The sequence below is a fragment of the Methylobacterium carpenticola genome, assembly GCF_042748905.1.
Taxonomy (GTDB): Bacteria; Pseudomonadota; Alphaproteobacteria; order Rhizobiales; family Beijerinckiaceae; genus Methylobacterium; species Methylobacterium carpenticola.
In genome coordinates this window covers 6,283,998-6,300,977 of record NZ_JBHZEO010000001.1, presented here as the reverse complement: position 1 = coordinate 6,300,977, position 16,980 = coordinate 6,283,998, and the positions used below count along the sequence as shown (strand labels likewise).

Annotated in this window: 12 protein-coding genes, 2 tRNA genes and 1 pseudogene; 8 read left to right on the top strand and 7 right to left on the bottom strand. The window is 68.5% G+C overall.

All coding sequences use genetic code 11. The features are described 5' to 3' along the window. Positions 1–11: 11 nt before the first annotated feature. From ACE101_RS29135 to ACE101_RS29125, 3 genes are all read right to left on the bottom strand, one after another. Positions 12–1,178: an acyl-CoA dehydrogenase family protein gene (locus ACE101_RS29135; protein WP_379137364.1), complete on the bottom strand. Its 1,167-nt coding sequence runs from the start codon at positions 1,176–1,178 to the stop codon at positions 12–14. Positions 1,179–1,260: 82 nt separating this feature from the next. Beyond that, the gene (locus ACE101_RS29130) at positions 1,261–3,411 is read right to left on the bottom strand and encodes a 3-hydroxyacyl-CoA dehydrogenase NAD-binding domain-containing protein (RefSeq protein ID WP_379137361.1); all 2,151 of its coding nucleotides are present in this window, start codon (positions 3,409–3,411) and stop codon (positions 1,261–1,263) included. 11 nt (positions 3,412–3,422) lie between these two features. Continuing rightward, the gene (locus ACE101_RS29125; RefSeq protein WP_379137359.1) at positions 3,423–4,631 is read right to left on the bottom strand and encodes an acetyl-CoA C-acetyltransferase; all 1,209 of its coding nucleotides are present in this window, start codon (positions 4,629–4,631) and stop codon (positions 3,423–3,425) included. A 355-nt stretch (positions 4,632–4,986) separates the two neighbouring features. Here ACE101_RS29125 and ACE101_RS29120 point away from each other — a divergent pair, with 355 nt between their 5' ends. Both ACE101_RS29120 and ACE101_RS29115 read left to right on the top strand, forming a co-directional pair. Further along, positions 4,987–5,286, top strand: a complete 300-nt coding sequence (locus ACE101_RS29120; protein WP_379137357.1) for a hypothetical protein — start codon at positions 4,987–4,989, stop codon at positions 5,284–5,286. Between the two features lie 425 nt (positions 5,287–5,711). Then, positions 5,712–7,424 carry an AMP-binding protein gene (locus tag ACE101_RS29115; protein WP_379137355.1) on the top strand — a complete coding sequence of 571 codons (1,713 nt, stop codon included), beginning with the start codon at positions 5,712–5,714 and terminating at the stop codon, positions 7,422–7,424. 566 nt (positions 7,425–7,990) lie between these two features. Here the strand turns inward: ACE101_RS29115 and ACE101_RS29110 are convergent. Together ACE101_RS29110 and ACE101_RS29105 are read right to left on the bottom strand one after the other, a co-directional pair. Further along, positions 7,991–9,292, bottom strand: a complete 1,302-nt coding sequence (locus ACE101_RS29110) for an acyl-CoA dehydrogenase family protein (RefSeq protein WP_379139021.1) — start codon at positions 9,290–9,292, stop codon at positions 7,991–7,993. A gap of 132 nt (positions 9,293–9,424) precedes the next feature. Beyond that, positions 9,425–10,474, bottom strand: a complete 1,050-nt coding sequence (locus ACE101_RS29105) for a phosphotransferase family protein (RefSeq protein ID WP_379137352.1) — start codon at positions 10,472–10,474, stop codon at positions 9,425–9,427. A gap of 705 nt (positions 10,475–11,179) precedes the next feature. On the opposite strand from ACE101_RS29105, the gene ACE101_RS29100 reads away from it, so the two are divergent. The 6 genes and pseudogenes from ACE101_RS29100 to ACE101_RS29075 all read left to right on the top strand — a co-directional run. Next, positions 11,180–12,061 carry an SDR family NAD(P)-dependent oxidoreductase gene (locus ACE101_RS29100; protein WP_379137350.1) on the top strand — a complete coding sequence of 294 codons (882 nt, stop codon included), beginning with the start codon at positions 11,180–11,182 and terminating at the stop codon, positions 12,059–12,061. Between the two features lie 94 nt (positions 12,062–12,155). Further along, on the top strand, positions 12,156–13,388 hold the full coding sequence (locus tag ACE101_RS29095) for a cytochrome P450 (protein ID WP_379137347.1): 1,233 nt from the start codon (positions 12,156–12,158) through the stop codon (positions 13,386–13,388). 127 nt (positions 13,389–13,515) lie between these two features. Beyond that, on the top strand, positions 13,516–14,121 hold the full coding sequence (locus ACE101_RS29090) for a TetR/AcrR family transcriptional regulator (RefSeq protein ID WP_379137344.1): 606 nt from the start codon (positions 13,516–13,518) through the stop codon (positions 14,119–14,121). Between the two features lie 112 nt (positions 14,122–14,233). Continuing rightward, positions 14,234–15,643 (top strand): aldehyde dehydrogenase family protein, encoded by a 1,410-nt coding sequence (locus tag ACE101_RS29085; RefSeq protein WP_379137341.1) that lies wholly within the window; start codon positions 14,234–14,236, stop codon positions 15,641–15,643. A 261-nt stretch (positions 15,644–15,904) separates the two neighbouring features. Further along, positions 15,905–16,324 carry a DUF2147 domain-containing protein gene (locus ACE101_RS29080; protein ID WP_379137338.1) on the top strand — a complete coding sequence of 140 codons (420 nt, stop codon included), beginning with the start codon at positions 15,905–15,907 and terminating at the stop codon, positions 16,322–16,324. Between the two features lie 97 nt (positions 16,325–16,421). Then, positions 16,422–16,571, top strand: a pseudogene (locus ACE101_RS29075) (IS3 family transposase); the annotation flags it as partial. A 67-nt stretch (positions 16,572–16,638) separates the two neighbouring features. Here the strand turns inward: ACE101_RS29075 and ACE101_RS29070 are convergent. Both ACE101_RS29070 and ACE101_RS29065 read right to left on the bottom strand, forming a co-directional pair. Then, a tRNA-Glu gene (locus ACE101_RS29070) sits at positions 16,639–16,714 on the bottom strand. Between the two features lie 92 nt (positions 16,715–16,806). Beyond that, positions 16,807–16,882: transfer RNA gene (locus ACE101_RS29065), tRNA-Glu, on the bottom strand. Positions 16,883–16,980: the final 98 nt, after the last annotated feature.

Below are 16,980 nucleotides of genomic sequence, written 5' to 3'. Positions count from 1 at the left end.
CGTGCTGCCTTTCAGGAAAGAATGCTCTGGTAATTCTGCGAGAAGACGTCCCGACCGATGATGTATCGCATGATTTCCGAGCTACCCGCGTAGATGCGGCTCATGCGTGCATTGGTGAATATGCTGGAAATCTCGTATTCTTCCATATATCCGGCGCCGCCGTGAAGCTGAAGACCGAGATCGGCCATGCGCCATTCGAGTTCCGAGCCGATCATCTTCGCCTTGGCGGCCATGTTGGCGGTGAGGCGGCCGGCATTGTGCTCCTTGACGCAGTAATCGACGTAGACTTGGAACAGATCGAGTTCCGCATCCATCTCCGCCATCCGGAACTGCGTGTTCTGCTGCTCGGAGAGCGGACGGCCGAAGACATGGCGCTGCATCACGTAGTCCCGCGTGATGTCGAAAGCCCGCCGGCCGACCGCGAGATACCCGCAGGCCGCGATCAGCCGCTCCTCGGCGAGGCCCTCCATCAGGTGGTGGAAGCCCCTTCCGGGCGTGCCGAGCACGTTCTCCTTCGGCACCCGCACATTGTCGAAGAACAGCTCCGCCGTATCCTGGGCATGGAGGCCGATCTTCTTCAGGTTGCGGCCCCGGCTGAAGCCTTCCATGCCGCGCTCGACGATGAGCAGCACCATGGCGTGCCGCCCCTCGGCACCGTGGAGCTTGGCTGCCGTCACGATCACGTCGGCGTTGATGCCGTTGGAGATGAAGGTCTTCGATCCGTTGAGGAGGAAGTGGTCGCCCCCGTCGCGGGCGGTGGACTTGATGCCGGCGAGATCGCTGCCGGCGCCCGGCTCGGTCATCGCGACGGCGAGGATCGTCTCCCCGGTCACGCAGGCGGGGAGGAAGCGCGCGCGCTGCTCCTCGGTCCCGAGATTCTTGAAATACGCCCCGACGAGGCGGCTGTGGAGCGTGTTGTACCACTCGCTGCACCCGGCGCGGGCGGTTTCCTCGATGATGATTTGCTCGTAGCGGAAATCGCTCTCGCCCAGCCCGCCATATTGCTCGTCGGGCCAGACCATCAGCATGCCGCGCTCGCCCGCCTTGCGGAAGATCTCCCGCGGGACGATGCCCTCCTCGCGCCAGCGCGGCATGTGGGGCTTCACCTCGGCCTCGATGAACTTGCGATAGGCGTCCCGGAAGAGGGTCTGCTCCTCGGTGAACTCTCTGGTGATCATGCGGCTGTTCCACCGTCCCTGAAGCTTCGCCGCGGTCCCGGCCGGGGCCGCCCCGCTCACCCGTGCTCGGGCTCACGCGCTCTCACGCCGCCGCCCTGACGCTCCCGTCCAGGCGGTCGAGATCCGCGGCGCTCACGGCGAAGCGGGCGCCGTAGGCGGCGGCGAGGGCGTCGCAGCGCGCCTTGAAGACGTCGCGGCCGACGCCCCGGATGAACTGGAGCGCGCCGCCGGTATGGCGGGGAAAGCCGATGGCGAGGACGGAGCCGATATTGCCGTCCACCTCGGTGCGCAGCACGCCTTCGGACAGGCAGCGCAGGGTCTCCACCGCCTGCCGGTAGATCAGCCGGTCCTTCACGTCCTCGACGGGAACGTTCCGGGCCGCCGCGACGAAGCGGGACAAGCCGCCCCACACCGTCTTGGCGCCCCCGGCCGGGTAATCGTAGAAGCCGCGCCCGTCCCAGTTCCGGCCGCGCCGGCCGAGCTCGCACATCTGCGGCACGATGGAGGCCGTGGCGGTGTTCTGCGCGCCGAAGCCGCTCTCGACGCCCAGCATCGCGTCGAGCGTCCGGTGGGTGGCGATGGCCTTGCGGGAGAGTTCGAGCGAGACCTCGTCATGCACCGCGAGGGGGCCGACCGGCATCCCCACCGCCCAGGCCGCGCGCTCGATCACCACCGGATCGACGCCGTCCCGAAGCAGTTGCAGGCCCTCGTCCATGAAGGTGCCGAACACCCGGCTGGTGAAGAAGCCCCGGGAATCGTTGACGACGATGGGCAGATAACCGATCTGCTGGACGTAATCGTAGGCCTTACGCAGGGTTATCGTGCTCGTCTTCCTGCCGACGATGATCTCAACGATCTTCATCTTGTCGACCGGGCTGAAGAAATGCAGCCCGATGAAGCGGGACGGATCCGGGGCGAAATCCGCCAGGACCGAGATCGGAAGGGTCGAGGTGTTGGAGCCGAAGATCCCGTCGGCGCGCAGGCGCGGGAAGATCTCGGCGATGACGGAACGCTTCAGGTCGATGTCCTCGAACACGGCCTCGATGAGGATGTCGCAGCCGGAGAGATCCGCGTCGTCCTGCGTCGGCGCGATGAGGGACAGGCGGCCGGCGCCCTGCTCCGGGCTCATCTGCCCGCGTTCGACCGCCTTCGCCACGAGGCGCGCCGAGACGGCCTTGCCTTTCTCGGCGGCCGGGAGCGAGACGTCCTTCAGCACCGTCGCGAGGCCGCGGCTCGCCTGCGCCCAGGCGATGCCGGAGCCCATCATGCCCGCGCCGATCACCCCGGCCCGCGCGAAGGCGGTGCGCTCGCCCTCCGGTCGCGTCCGGCCCGACTTGACGGCCTGCATGCCGAAGAAGCCGAGGCTGATGGCCGCCTTCGCCTCGCGCGAGGGAATCAGCCCGGCAAGGCCGCGGCTCTCGGCCCGCAGCGCGCTCTCGAAACCCATGCGCATGGAATTCACCGCGAGGTCGAGGATGCGCTCGGGCGCCGGCTGGAGGCCCCGGGTCCGGGCGACGAGCTGCGCCGGCGCGAGCATCGCGATCTGGCGGATCTTCGGCGAGGTCGCGTCGCCGCCGGGGTAGCGGAAGTCGCTGCGGTCCCAAGGCTGCGCGCCCGCCTTCGGATGGGCCAGGATCCACGCCTTGGCGGCCGGCACGAGGTCGGCCTGGGTCGGGACGATCTCGTCGACCAGCCCCGCGGCCAGCGCGGCCTGAGGCGCGAGGGCGGTGCCCTCCAGCAGGAGGGGCAGAGCCCGCTCCAGCCCGATCAGGGCGGTGAGGCGCACGATGCCGCCGGCACCGGGCAGCAGCCCCAGCGTCACCTCCGGAAGGCCCACCACGGCCTTGGGCGCATCGACGACGATCCGGCGGTTGGCCGACAGGCACATCTCGTAGCCGCCGCCCAGCGCCGCCCCGTTGATGGCCGCGACGACGGGCACCGGCAGCCGCTCGATGGCGCGGAACGGCGCCTTGTTGCGCTCGATCATCGCGAACAGGCCATCGGCCCCGAGCCGGTTGGCGACGATGTCGGAGAGATCGCCCCCGGCGAAGAAGGTGGGCTTGGCCGAGGCGAGGACGACGCCGGCCAGCCTCGTCTCCGCGCGGAGCCGGGCGACGATCTCCTCCATCGCCTCGACCCAGGCCGCATTCATGGTGTTGGCCGACTTGCCGGAGGCGTCGAAGGTGACGGTGACGATGCCGTCCGCGTCCTTGTCCCAGTGATATTCAGCCACCCCGACCTCCTTCAGACGCGCTCGATGACCGAGGCGATCCCGATGCCGCCCCCGACGCACAGGCAGATGAGCGCGCGCTTCGCCTTGCGGCGGTGAAGCTCGTCCACCACGGTTCCGACCAGCATCGCGCCGGTGGCCCCGAGCGGATGGCCCATGGCGATGGCGCCGCCGACGACGTTCAGCTTCTCGTCGGGCACCTTGAGGTCGCTCTGGAGGCGCAGCACGACGGAGGCGAAGGCCTCGTTGATCTCCACGAGGTCCATGTCCTCGGCCGTGAGGCCGGCCTTGCCGAGCGCCTTGCGCGCCGCCGGGCCGGGGCCGGTGAGCATGATGGTCGGCTCCGTCGCGGTGACGGCGACGGAGAGGACCCGCGCCCGCGGCTCCAGGCCGAGGTCCCGCCCCACCCGCTCGTTGCCGACGAGGACGAGGGCGGCCCCGTCCACGATGCCCGACGAATTGCCGGGCGTGTGCACGTGGTCGATGCGCTCGACGCCCATGTACCGGGCGAGGGCGACGGCGTCGAAGCCCAGAGCGCCCAGCTGCTCGAAGCTCGGCTTCAGCGCGGCGAGCGTCGACAGGTCGGTCTCCGGCTTCAGGAAGTCGTCCTTGGTGAGGATGACGAGGCCGTTCTCGTCCCGCACCGGCACCACCGCGCGGTCGAACCATCCCGCCGCCTGCGCGTGCGCGGCCTTGCGCTGGCTCGCCAGGGCGACCTCGTCGACGCGCCTGCGGTCGTTGCCGTCGATGGTGGCGATGAGGTCGGCCCCGATGCCCTGCGGCACGAAACGGGTGGCGAAGCTGGTCTCCGGGTCCTCGGCCACGGGGCCGCCGTCGGAGCCCATCGGCACCCGGCTCATGCTCTCGAAGCCGCCGGCGCAGATGAGATCCTCCCAGCCGGAGGCGACGCGCGCGGCCGCGGCGTTGAAGGCGTCGAGCCCGGACGCGCAGTAGCGGTTGAGCTGCGCCGCCGGCACCTGCTGGGCCCAGCCGGCCTTCTGCAGCGCGATCTTCGGAAGATTGCCGCCCTGCTCCCGGGTCGGGCTGACGCAGCCCATGACGAGGTCGTCCACCCGCGCGGTGTCGAGATCGAGGCGCCCCTGCATCTCCCGCAACAGGGTGGTCACGAGGTTGATCGGCTTGACCTCGTTCAGCGCGCCGTTGGGCTTGCCCCGCGACCGCGGCGTGCGGATCGCCTCGTAGACGAATGCGGCTTCCGCCATCGGCGGCCTCCCGTGCGAAGCGCGGAATCCGGACGCGCCGGCTCCTGCGGATTGCGGATGCGGTCGGAGCAAGGGGCTTCGGGCGGATTCCGCCCTCGCGGAACGGCGCCGCCAGGGCCGTTCCCGCCTTCGTTCCTCCCGACGGATCGTCCTGCCGTCCCGGATCTCGTTTCATCGGATCGGGCTGCGGCTGGGTCGTGTCCCGGACCATAATTAGTCGATAGTGACTAGTCAACGCCATGCGATGCGGTCTGTGCGGACCGCGCGGCCGATCTCGGCACTTGACAAAAACTGGTCATTGCTGACCATTCCGCCAGGACGAATGTCCTCAGCGAAATCGGACGGGGAGGAACGAATGACGATCAACGGAAAGTGGCAGCTGTCGATCCGCACGCCGACCGGGCTTCAGACGCCCGTGATCGAGATCAGCCAAGTGGGCGATTCCGTCACGGGGACCATATCGAGCCCGGACGGCACCGGACCGATGGACAATCCGAAGGTCGATGGCGCCACGGTGACCTGGACCAACAACGTCACCAAGCCCGTGCCGGCGACGCTGGAATTCACCGCCCACATCGCCGACGACAACTCCCTGTCCGGGACCGTCAAGCTCGGCCCGTTCGGCAATGCCGCGATGACGGGCAAGCCGATCTGAAGGTTCGGGCCGGGCGGCGGATCGTCACGGACGGCCTGAGCATCGTTCCGCCGGCCGAGGCGGTCGCCGGTTCGGCGGCGGTGATGCGAAACCGAGGATCTCGGCAGACCTGCTCGATGCAGGTCCGCTGATCCCTTCCACCGACGCGCACCTCCTCCGGCGTCGGCGGACCAGCCCCGCTCCCCTTCGCGCCCGCGACCGGCACGGCGTTGGCTCATCGCGGCCGCACCAGGGAGCGGGGCTGCTGCCCGTGGGCGCATGTCGGACGGTGCTGCGCGGAGGCGGCCCCCGCGTCGGGCGGCCGGGCCCATTGCCGGGAACGCGGCCGCGCCCGGAATCCCTGCCGTTCAACGCTCACCCATCGGCACGGCTGCCGCTGGGCGAGCGCCGGAGTCGAGACGCTCGTCGTGCCGGAGGAGGATGCCATGGTGAACGCGGATGCCAGCAAGCCTGATTCCGGGCGGACCGGCGCGGACCCGGCGCTCGTCGCAGCCACCTTGCCCGGCCTGCTGAAGCGCTGGCGCCGGGACCATCCGGACCGGATCTGGCTGAGCGAGCGGGAGGGCGGTGGGATCCGGATCTGGACCTGGGCCGAGGCGGCCCAGGAGGCGCTCGCGATCGGCGCGTGGCTGGAAGAGCGGTTGGGCGGCCGGGGCAAGCGGGTGGCGATCCTGTCGCGCAACTGTGCGCACTGGATGCTCGCCGACCTCGCCATCACCGCGGCCGGCCACGTGACGGTCCCGATCTTCACCACGCAATCGGCCGACATCGCCCGCTACATCCTCGATTTCGCGGAGGTCGACATCCTGATTCTCGGCGCGGCGGAGAATCAGGAGAAGGTCCGCGCCGTGCTGCCCGACCGGGTCGCGGCGATGCGGCTCCCGGGGGCGCGCGCCATCGCGGCCGCCTTCGACTGGGACGACATCGCCGGCGCCTATCGCGGGCGCGAGCCGGCCCATGTCCCCGACGCCGACGACCTCGCATCGATCATCTTCACCTCCGGCACCACCGGATTGCCGAAGGGCGTGATGCACACCCACCGCTCCCTCGTGGTGCCGATGATCCGGGCGCGCGAGCCCCTGCGCATGCCGATGTTCCCGCGCTTCATCTCGTATCTGCCGCTGTCTCACCTCGCGGAGCGCGAGCAGATCTTCGTCATGAGCCTGTTGCAAGGCGGCAGCGTCCGGTTCCTCGAGCGGCGCGAGACGCTGCTGCGCGACCTGCGCGAGACCCGGCCGACCTTCTTCTTCGGCGCCCCCCGGATCTGGGAGCAGCTCCAGCACGCCATCCTGCTCGAATTCGGCGGCCCCGACGCCTTCGCGGCCGCGCTCGCGGACGACCCCGCGGAAACCGCGCGGCGGGCCCGCCGCTTCCTCGGCTTCGACGACGTCGACTTCCTCCTGTCCGGATCGGCGCCCATCTCCAGCGCGCTGCTCGCCTTCTACGCGCGCATCGGCCTCGTCATCCTGGAAGGATTCGGCCAGACCGAGGCCATGGGCGTCATGTGCAACAGCATGGAGGAGCGGCGCCTCGGCTCCATCGGCAAGCCGGTATCGGGGGTCGAGGCGAAGCTGAGCGCGGAGGGCGAGCTGCTGATCCGGGCCGAAGGCTTCTCCCCCGGCTATTTCAAGGATCCCGAGCAGACCGCGCGCACCTTCGTCGACGGATGGGTCCATACCGGCGACCGGGCGCGCGTCGACGCCGACGGCTTCTACTACATCACCGGGCGCATCAAGGAATACTTCAAGACCATTCACGGCAAGTTCGTCGCCCCGGTTCCTCTCGAAGACGCCTTCGCCGGCCTCCCCGAGATCGACCAGCTTTGCCTTCTCGGCCGGGGTTATTCCAAAACCGTCATGGTCTGCACTCTGTCTCCCGCCGGCCGGACCGCCGACCGCGAGGGCTTGGCGGCAGCGCTGAAGGCGCGCGCCGCAGCGGTCAACGCGGGCGCGGAGAAGCACGCCCATCTCGGCGGCGTGATCGTGAGCTTGCGGGAGTGGACCATCGACAACGGGTTCCTGACCACGACCCTCAAGATCAAGCGCGACAGCGTGGAGACCGAATACGGCGAACGGGCCCGAGAGCTGGCTCGCGAAGCCGCCGAGCGCAAGCAGATCCTCGTGGAATGTCTCGCCTGACGGGGCGGAGGGAGCGTGACCCGTTTCGCCGTCGGTGCGGGCCAAGCGGGCGCCGCCCTGGTTGCGCGGCTTCGGAGCGCGGGCCTCGCGGGGTGGATCACCCTGATCGGGGACGAGCCCCATCCCCCCGACCAGCGTCCACCCCTGTCCAAGACCTATCTGATGCCAACGGCCGTTGAGAACGACCTTCGGGTCCGTTCTCGAATCTCCGCCAAGCCTCTGGCTTGAAAACGGAAATTCGAGATGGACCAAGGGTCCGATGCGTCAGTATCTCAGCCTGTTGGCATCTTGGGCCATTGGTGTGACGGGCGAGATGGCCGCGCCGCGGCTCTTGCTGCGCCCCGCCGCATGCTATGCCGCCCCTGGGATCGCGCTGAGGCTCGGGCCGGGGGGCCGCGCTCCTCCGCGACCGCCATGCGCCTTCTCGATGCGGGGAGAAGCCCGGCGCCCGAGGATGTCGCAGCGGCTCCGGACGGCAGACGGCTCATGCAGCGAGGGGCCTTCCACGGAGAGGCGCCCCCGATCAGCCTGCGAGCAGGCCGATCGGGCGGGGCGGGCGCGCTCCCTCAGTCGGAGGAAGCCGCGGTGGTCCTCCGAGGCGCAATCACGGCTTCGCGGTTCCGGGGCGGCACCAGATAGGCGGCGGTTGCGCCGCGCCGCGCCTTGGCCTTTCTCACCTCGTCGCGCGCGATCGTGCGCAGATGCACCTCATCGGGGCCGTCGACGAATCGCAGAGCCCGGCCCCAGGTCCACAAGGCCGAGAGCGGTGTGTCCGGCGTGAGACCCATGGCGCCGAAGACTTGGATCGCCCGGTCCACCACCTCGGTCTGCAGCCGGGCCGCGGCGACCTTGATCGCCGACACCTCGATGCGCGCGGCCGCGTTGCCCGCCTGGTCCATCATCCACGCCGCCCGCAGCACCTGGAGCCGCACTTGGTCGATCTCGATGCGGGACTTGGCGATCCAGTCCTGGATGTTGGCGTAGTCGGCCAGATGGCGCCCGAACGTCCGACGCTCGAGCGCCCGCTCGATGAGCAGCTCGAGCGCGAGTTCGCACTGGCCGATGCTGCGCATGCAGTGATGCACCCGCCCCGGCCCCAAGCGCGTTTGGGCGAGAGCGAAACCCTTGCCCTCCTCGCCCAGGAGGTTCTGCGCCGGCACCCGCACGTCGCGGAACAGCACCTCGCAATGCCCCTCCGCGGAATGGTGGTGCATGATCGGCAGATCGCGCAGGACCGCGACACCGGGCGTGTCGAGCGGCACGATCACCATGGAGTGGCGTGCATGCGCATCCGCCTCCGGCCGCGGATCGGACAGCCCCATGACGATGACGAACCGGGCGTTCGGGTGCTTGGCCCCGGTCGTGAACCACTTGCGCCCGTTGATCACGTAGTCGTCTCCCTCCCTCAGGATCGTGGTTTGGATGTTGGTCGGGTCGGAGGAGGCGGTGTCCGGCTCGGTGATGGCGAAACAGGAGCGGATGCGGCCTTCCAGCAGCGGCACCAGCCACCGCGCACGCTGCGCGGGGGAGGCGAACATGTGCAGGAGCTCCATGTTGCCGGTGTCGGGCGCGCTGCAATTGAACACCTCGGACGCCCATGGGATGCGCCCCATGATCTCGGCCAGCGGCGCGTATTCGAGGTTGGTCAGCCGCGTCCCCGGCTCGTCCTCGCGCAGATGCGGCAGGAAGAGGTTCCAGAGGCCTTCGGCGAAGGCCCGCCCCTTCAAGCGCTCGATGATCTCGAGGGGGTAGCGCCCCTCCTCGGCGGCGCGGTGCCACGCGACATTGGCCGGCAGAACCTGCGTGTCCATGAATTCCGTCAGGCGGGCGCGCAGTGCCTCGACCTTCTGTGAGTAAGCGAAGTCCATATCAGTTGATCCTCGTCGCAAACGGGGCGCCGGAGCATGTCTGGCGAATATCTTTTCGCCGATCGTGCTGGAAACACCGGCAGAGGCGCGAAGCCGCCGCCGAATCCGTTTCACGCTCACACGAGGCTCGGCTCAAGGAGCGGCCGCGCCGGCGATGACGTCCACGGCCCGCTGCGCGAAATTCTCCGACAGCTTGCCCACTTGCGCGGCCTCGTCGGACGCGGCGTTGCCCGCCTTCGCGCGGGCGGCGATGCCCTCGTGGATCACGGCGAAGCGGAACAGCGCGAAGACGCGGTGGAAGAGCCCGAAGCCCTCCGTCCTCCCTCCCTCGGCCGCGTAGGCGGCCACCACCTCCTCCCGGGTCGGCAGGCCCTCCGCGTCGAGGTCGAGTCCGAGCAGCCCCCCCGATTCATCGACACGCATGTCCCAGGCGAGGCAGAAATGCGCGAGATCCGCCATGGGGTCGCCGATGGTCGACAATTCCCAATCCAGCACCGCGGCCAGCCTCGGCGTCGTGGGATGGAGCATCAGGTTCCCCAGACGGTAATCGCCGTGGACGATGCCCGGGACGCCGCCTTGCGGGAGATGGCGCGGCAGCCAGTCGAGAAGGCGGTCGATGGCCGGCAGGTCGCGGGTGCGGGATTGCTGCCACTGGCGGGTCCAGCGTGCCATCTGGCGCTCGAAATAGCCGTCCGGACGCCCGTAATCGGACAGCCCTGCGGCCCGCCAATCCACGGCGTGCAGGCGGGCGAGCATGCGGGCCGCCTCGCCATAGACGTGGCGTCGCTCCGCCTTGGGGAGCGGGCCGAGGCCGCAATCCGCCAGCACGCGGCCTTCGACCCGCTCCATGACGTAGAACGGCGTGCCGATGACCGTCGCATCGGAGCAGAACGACATCACGCGCGGGACCGGCACGCCGCGGCCGAGGAGGGCCGCCTGAATCCGGTACTCGCGATCGATGGCATGCGCGGACGGCAGGACGGCGCCGTCCGGCTGCTTGCGCAGGACGAGCCGGTGGGTGGGAGTGTCGACGAAGAAGGTCGGGTTCGACTGCCCGCCGGAAATCCGCGTCAGGGCGAGCGGCCCTGAAAAGTCGCGGATCGATGCGGCGAGATGGCGTTCGAGCGCCGCGGCGTCGAGGCCGGCGGCGGGACGCGCGACGGCAGGTTCGGCAGACGACATGGATCCTCGCATGAATGTGGGGCCGTCCCGGGCGGCGCGGTTGCGGCCGTGACGAGGCAGGGCGTCACGGCGGCCGGCGCCGGTTCGGCGAGGCGGATCTCGGGGCTGGCGGGCGCGGTCGATCAGTCCGCCATGCGCTCCGGCGGGGCGGCGTCCTTGCTCCGTGGCGCCGCCGGAGCGGACGATCTGCGATCGCCGCACCCGCCAGCCGGCCGCCCTCGTTCAAGCCGATTGCCGTCTCCCACCGAGCGCCTCCCGTTCCTATCGCGGCCGCCATCACCGATGACCGCAGGGTCTGCTTGCGAATCCTCACCGAGCCCGAGGTCCCGGATCTCCGGGCGCGGTGCCGGCGATGCAAGACCAGGGGCCCCGTCGATCTCGGGCCGGCCCGAGATCGGTGGACCATGCCTCGGCATCGCGGGCCGTTGGTCGTCTCGGGTCCGCGGCGCCGGCCTCCGCGAGCGCACCGGCGGGCATGCGCCATCCTAGGATGCGCGCCGGGCCCTGTCATTGCTTTTTAGTCATGTATGACCATTTTTCCGACGCCCCCGGGTGCGCCGGCCGCCGGTCGCGTGGGCGAAATTTCTCGCATGAATCCGTCGAATAAGACTAGTCAGCATGTACTAATAATGCCATGATGCCCCATCGACGCCTCCAACAAGGGGGCCGCGCTTCGGCGCGATAAGATCGCAGTGGGAGAGACGCATGGACCTGCAGGGCAGGGTCGCCTTCGTCACCGGGGCGGCGAGTGGCATCGGCTTCGCGATGGCCAGGCATTGCGCGCGACGCGGCGCCACGGTTCTGCTGGCCGATATCGAGGAAGCCGCCCTCGACAAGGCGGCAGCCGAGCTATCCGGATCGGGCGCGACGGTGAGGGCCTACCGGCTCGACGTGTCGGACCGTGAGAATTACCGGGCGGTGGCGGAGGCCGCGACCGCGGAGTTTGGCGCGCCTTACCTCCTCTTCAACAATGCCGGCGTGGCCTGGAAGGCCCCCGCGATCCAGGCGACGGCGAGCGACTGGGAATGGATGGTCAAGGTCAACGTCCTGGGACTCGGCTACGGCGTCTCCATGCTCGTCCCCAAGATGATCGACGCCGATCAGGGCGGGTATGTCGTCAATACGGGATCGATCTCGGGCCTGATCACAGTCGTCGGCACCCCGGCCGTCTATGCCATGACCAAGCACGCCGTGGTCGCCATCTCCGAGGCGATGGCGCACGAGTTGCGAAGCTACGGCATCCACGTGGCGGTGGTGTGCCCCGGCCAGGTCGCCACCAACATCGGCAACTCGGACCGCAACCTCCCGGGCGGCGTGACGTCGGACGCGATCAGCCAAGCCATCCCTGACGAGCGCGCCTTCTCGAACCGGAGCATCGCGCAGGGCCTCTCCCCGGACGAGGTTGCCGCCCGTACCTTCGCCGCTCTCGCGGAGAAGCGGACCTACGTGATCACCCATCCCGAATACCGGGACGAGATCATCCATCGTCACCGCCAGATCGAGGACGCGATCAAGGGCAAGCCGGAGACGGATGTCGGGCTGCTCGCCATGGCCAGGGCGATGCTGGCGCTCAAGCCGCTAACCTAGGGCCGATCCGGGACTTTTCCAGATTTTTCCCGAGCATCCAGAAGCAAGCCCGCTTCGCTCGATCGTGACTCACCAGAACTTTCGAGGATCAGCCATGCATGACGACAAGACCGACGCGCTTCCCAGGGGGCTGGAGCTCACCTCGCTCTCACCGCTGTTTCGCGACGATCCCTACGCGATCCTGAACCGGCTGCGCGACGAAGCGCCCGTGCTGGAGGACGCCCAGTTGCGCGACCACGTGGTGTTCCCCGCAACCCTCGTCCAGCACGTCCTGTCCGATCCCAAGCTCTTGGTCGATCCGAGGAGCATGGCGCCGACCTCCACCCGCATGATGCGCGGGGAGGACCTCACCGTCGAGACGTCGCTGCTGCACGCCGACGGCGCCCGTCACAAGCGCCTGCGCTCCCTGATGCTGAAGGCCTTCACCAACCGTCGCCTGGAAGCCTTCCGCGGCCGTACCCGCGAGATCTGCAACGCGCTGTTCGACGCGGTCGAAGCCGAGGACGAGTTCGACTTCGTCAAGCACATCGCCCGGCCGATGCCGACCATCGTCATCACCGAGTTGCTCGGCATCGACGAGAGCAAGCATGACGACTTCAAGGTCTGGTCGGACAGGATCATCGCCGACAAGCTGAATCCGATCGCCGACGAGGAGACCCGGATCGCCGGGGCCGCGGCGATGACGGCCGTCGAGGACACGGTGACGGGCGAGGTCATGCGCCGCCTGGAGACCGGCGAGCGGCCCGACGACCTGATCTCCGGCATGATGGATGCCGAGACCTCCGACGGTCAGCGTTTCTCGGTCTACGAGATCTCGCAGCACGCCCAGCTCCTGCTGATCGCCGGAAACCAGACGACGACGGACGTGATGGGAACGCTCGTCAAGAATCTCACGACGCGCAACGACAGCTACCGCCAGATCGTCGCCGAGCCCGCGCTCATTCCCAAGGCGATCGAGGAATCCCTTCGCTTCGAGCCTCCGATCTTCAGCACCGAGCGGATCACCGCCGAGGAGTACCGAATCAAGGACGCCACGGTTCCGAAGGGGCACGTGATCGCCGCCATGCTCACCGCGGCCAATCACGATCCGATCCTCAACGAGCGCCCGGACGATTTCGACATCCGGCGCAGTCAGATCAGGCATTTCGCCTTCGGCGGAGGCGTCCACCGCTGCATCGGGGCGCCGCTCGCCAAGCTCGAATGCGAGGTGCTGCTCGAGACCATGGTCGCACGCTTCCCGAACCTGTCAGCCGCCGACCGGCCCCATGCCTACGATCCCAATCCGGGCTTTCGCGGGCTGGATACGTTCTGGCTCAGAAAGAACTGAGGCCCCGGCAGCTCTGAATTTCCCGTGCAATGGATGACGGAAGATTTGTCAGATTGGTCGCGCCGACCTAAAACCACCGCGTGTACAAGCGGAGGCGTGGATGGTCGTGAAGGCGCAGAAGACCTTGATGCGGAAAGGCGAGGTCACTCGGCAGAAGATCTTGGATTGCGCCATCGAACTCGTCGCCGAGGTCGGCTACACCAATACCACGACCCAGGCGATCCTGGACCGGTCCCGGGTCAGCCGCGGCTCCCTCCTCCACCAGTTCGGCACGCGGCACGAACTCATGGTGACCACGGGCCACGAGGCCGTCCACAAGATGCTCGCCTCGATCACCGTCAGGATGACCGAGGCCGGCGGGCCGCTGGAAGGGTTCTTCCACTATCCGGACATCCTCTGGGATGTCCTGACCGAGCCGCCGGCCCTCGCCTTCTACGAGATTCTGATGGCGTCGCGCTGGGATCAGGAGCTGTTCGAGGGCCTGAAGGGTGAGATCCTCGAAGCCGAGCTGACGATCGAGAACAGCATCCAGGCGCTGGCGCGGCGCTACGGCATGACGGATGTCGCCGGCTATCTCGTGGATGTGGGGATCGTGAACGACGCGATGCAGGGGCTCGCGGCGCGGCGCTCGCTCTCGCACACCCCCGACCGCATCGAGGCCGAGCGGCAGGTTCTCAGGGATTGGCACACGCGGGCGCTGAACACGCGCCTGCCGAAGAAGCACAGGCGGTAGGACCCGGCCGGCCCGCTCGCGCGGCCGCGGTTCCCCGCCGGCACGCGAGAGGAACCGGGCAACCTGTCCTGCTGTCCTGCAGGCCATGCTGCGCCGGAAGGGAGCTGGCCCCATGACCTTTGACCTCACGATCGACGGTGCAGGCGTCACGACGGCGGCCACCATCGCCGTCGTCGATCCCTCGACCGGCCTGGCCTTCGCGCGGGCGCCGAATGCGGGCGCTGCCGAACTCGACCTGGCTGTCGAGGCCGCGCGGCGCGCCTTCCCGTCCTGGCGCGACGCGCCCGCCGCCGAGCGCCGCGCGCTCGTGCTGCACATCGCCGACGTCATCACCGCCAACGCCGCCGAACTCGCCGAGCTGGACATGCGCGAGGGCGGCAAGCCCCGCGCGGTGGCCGGGGCGGTGACGGCCCTTGCCGCGCAATGGGCTCAGGGACTGGCCGGCCTCGACCTGCCGGTGGAGGTGATCGACGACGATCCGGCCCGCCGGATCGAGGTGCATCGCGTCCCGGTCGGCGTCGTGGGCGCGGTGGTGCCGTGGAACTTTCCGCTGCTGCTGTCCGTCTGGAAGCTCGCTTCCGCTCTCATGGCGGGCTGCACCGTCGTTCTGAAGCCGTCGCCCTTCGCACCCCTCGCCGTGCTCCGGCTCGGGGCCCTGATCCGCCCGCTCTGCCCGCCTGGCGTCATCAACGTCGTGTCGGGTGACGATGCCCTCGGCCCGGTGATGACGGCGCATGACGGCTTCGCCAAGATCTCCTTCACCGGCTCGTCCTCGACCGGCCGCCGGGTCATGGCGAGCGCCGCCCCGACGCTCAAGCGCCTCACGCTGGAACTGGGCGGCAACGACGCCGCGATCGTGTTCCCGGACGCCGATATCGACCGCGTCGCTCAGGCGGTCTTCTGGTCGGCCATGACGAATTCCGGGCAGGCCTGCATCGCCACCAAGCGGGTCTACGTGCACGAGGCTGTCTACGACCGTTTCGCCGGCGCGATGCGAGCCCTCGCCACCACGGCCTTGGCCGGACCTGCGGACCGCGAGGGCGTCATGTTGGGGCCGATCCAGAACATGCCCCAGCTCGCGCGATTGCGGCAGCTGATCGAGGATTGCCGCTCCGGATCCTTCGGGCTGCATCAGGGGCCCGTCTGCGACGGAGGCGGCTATTTCTTTCCGGCCACCATCGTCGACGATCCGCCGCGGCACAGCCGCATCGTCCGCGAGGAGCAATTCGGCCCGATCCTCCCGCTTCTGCGCTTCTCCTCGGAGGCGGAGGCCGTCGCGCTGGTCAACGACAGCGATCTCGGCCTGACCGCGACGGTCTGGACCGACGACATGGAGCGCGCACGCCGCCTGGCGCGGGCGCTCGAGGTGGGCAGCGTCTGGGTGAACGAGGCGTCGGCGCTGTCTCCCCTGGTCCCCTTCGGGGGCCACAAGCAATCCGGTCTCGGTGTGGAGAATGCCCGCGAGGGTCTTCTCGCCTACACCAATGCCAAGGCCGTCACCCTGGCGGCTCCTGCGCCCTGAGCAGAATTGCGGTGCCGAGCCGACGCCGCGTCCGCTCGGGTTCCTGACATGTCGCAGGGTCTCGTCGCAACACCCGCGACCGCCTTCTGCGAGCCCTGCTTGGGAACCGAACCCTTCGGTTCCCATCCGTCGCCGCGCATCGCCGGACCGCCGCCGCAACCGAACGGATCAGTCACAAGATACTGGTCTTTACAGACCAAAATCGAGCTGATTAGCTGTAATGCGTGACCGTCTCAAGGTCACAACAAAAGGGGGGATCTCATGCTCAAGCCCGTCTTCTGCGTCATCGCTGCGCTCGCCTCGACGTCCATTCCAGCCCGGGCGGCGGACCCGGTCGGCCTGTGGCGGACGCCGCGACACAACGGCCTCGTCGAGATCATGAAGTGCGGTGGCGGCCTCTGCGGTCGGATCGTCTCGTCCGACGACATCCAGAACGATCCGGGCCTCAAGGACGTCAACAACCCGGTTGCCTCCCTGCGGGCCCGTCCGATCAAAGGGCTCACCGTCCTCACCGGCTTCTCGGGTGGACCGACCGAGTGGGTGGGCGGCAAGATCTACAATGTGGAGGACGGCAAGACCTATTCCGGCACCATCTCGTTCGACGGCGCCGATGCCCTGAAGTTGAAGGGGTGTCTGGTGGCGCCGATCTGCGGCACTCAGCATTGGACGCGAGCGCGGTGACGATGGGACGGTTTGGCTGAACGGAGAGCGTTCTATCGGCGCCGTCCAAGTCCGAATCCACGTCGAAGCGGCGGACGGCTCTCCGAGCCAGCGCTAACACCGTCGGCGAAAGGAGTACGGCGGCCTGCAGGTCGATCAGGCAGGTCGGATGAAGGATCTTGAGCCCGAGAACGTCCGCCCGCGCCGTCTCGTAGCCGACCTGTCTCTGAAGAAGCAGGTGCTCAAGGACATGAGCGCCGGAAAACTGTAGCCGGGCCGCTGTCATCGGTGCAGCATCATCGACTGCGCCCGGTATTCGCAGTTCTGTACGGAAGTGGCGCTCCCAAGGGGACTCGAACCCCTGTTTTCGCCGTGAGAGGGCGACGTCCTAGACCGCTAGACGATGGGAGCTGGCTGCGCATCGCGCATCCGCTCGGAACATTACACGCTCAACCGCAACAGCGGATGCCGTCTCGGTTGCGCGATTGGGCCGATCAAGAAGATGGCGCTCCCAAGGGGACTCGAACCCCTGTTTTCGCCGTGAGAGGGCGACGTCCTAGACCGCTAGACGATGGGAGCTTGCCCGAGCGGTGAGCGGGGGTATAGCGACGGTGGTCGGACGGCACAAGCCGGAATCGCGCGGCCGACGCGCATTTTTCTTGGGAGCAATGGGTGCA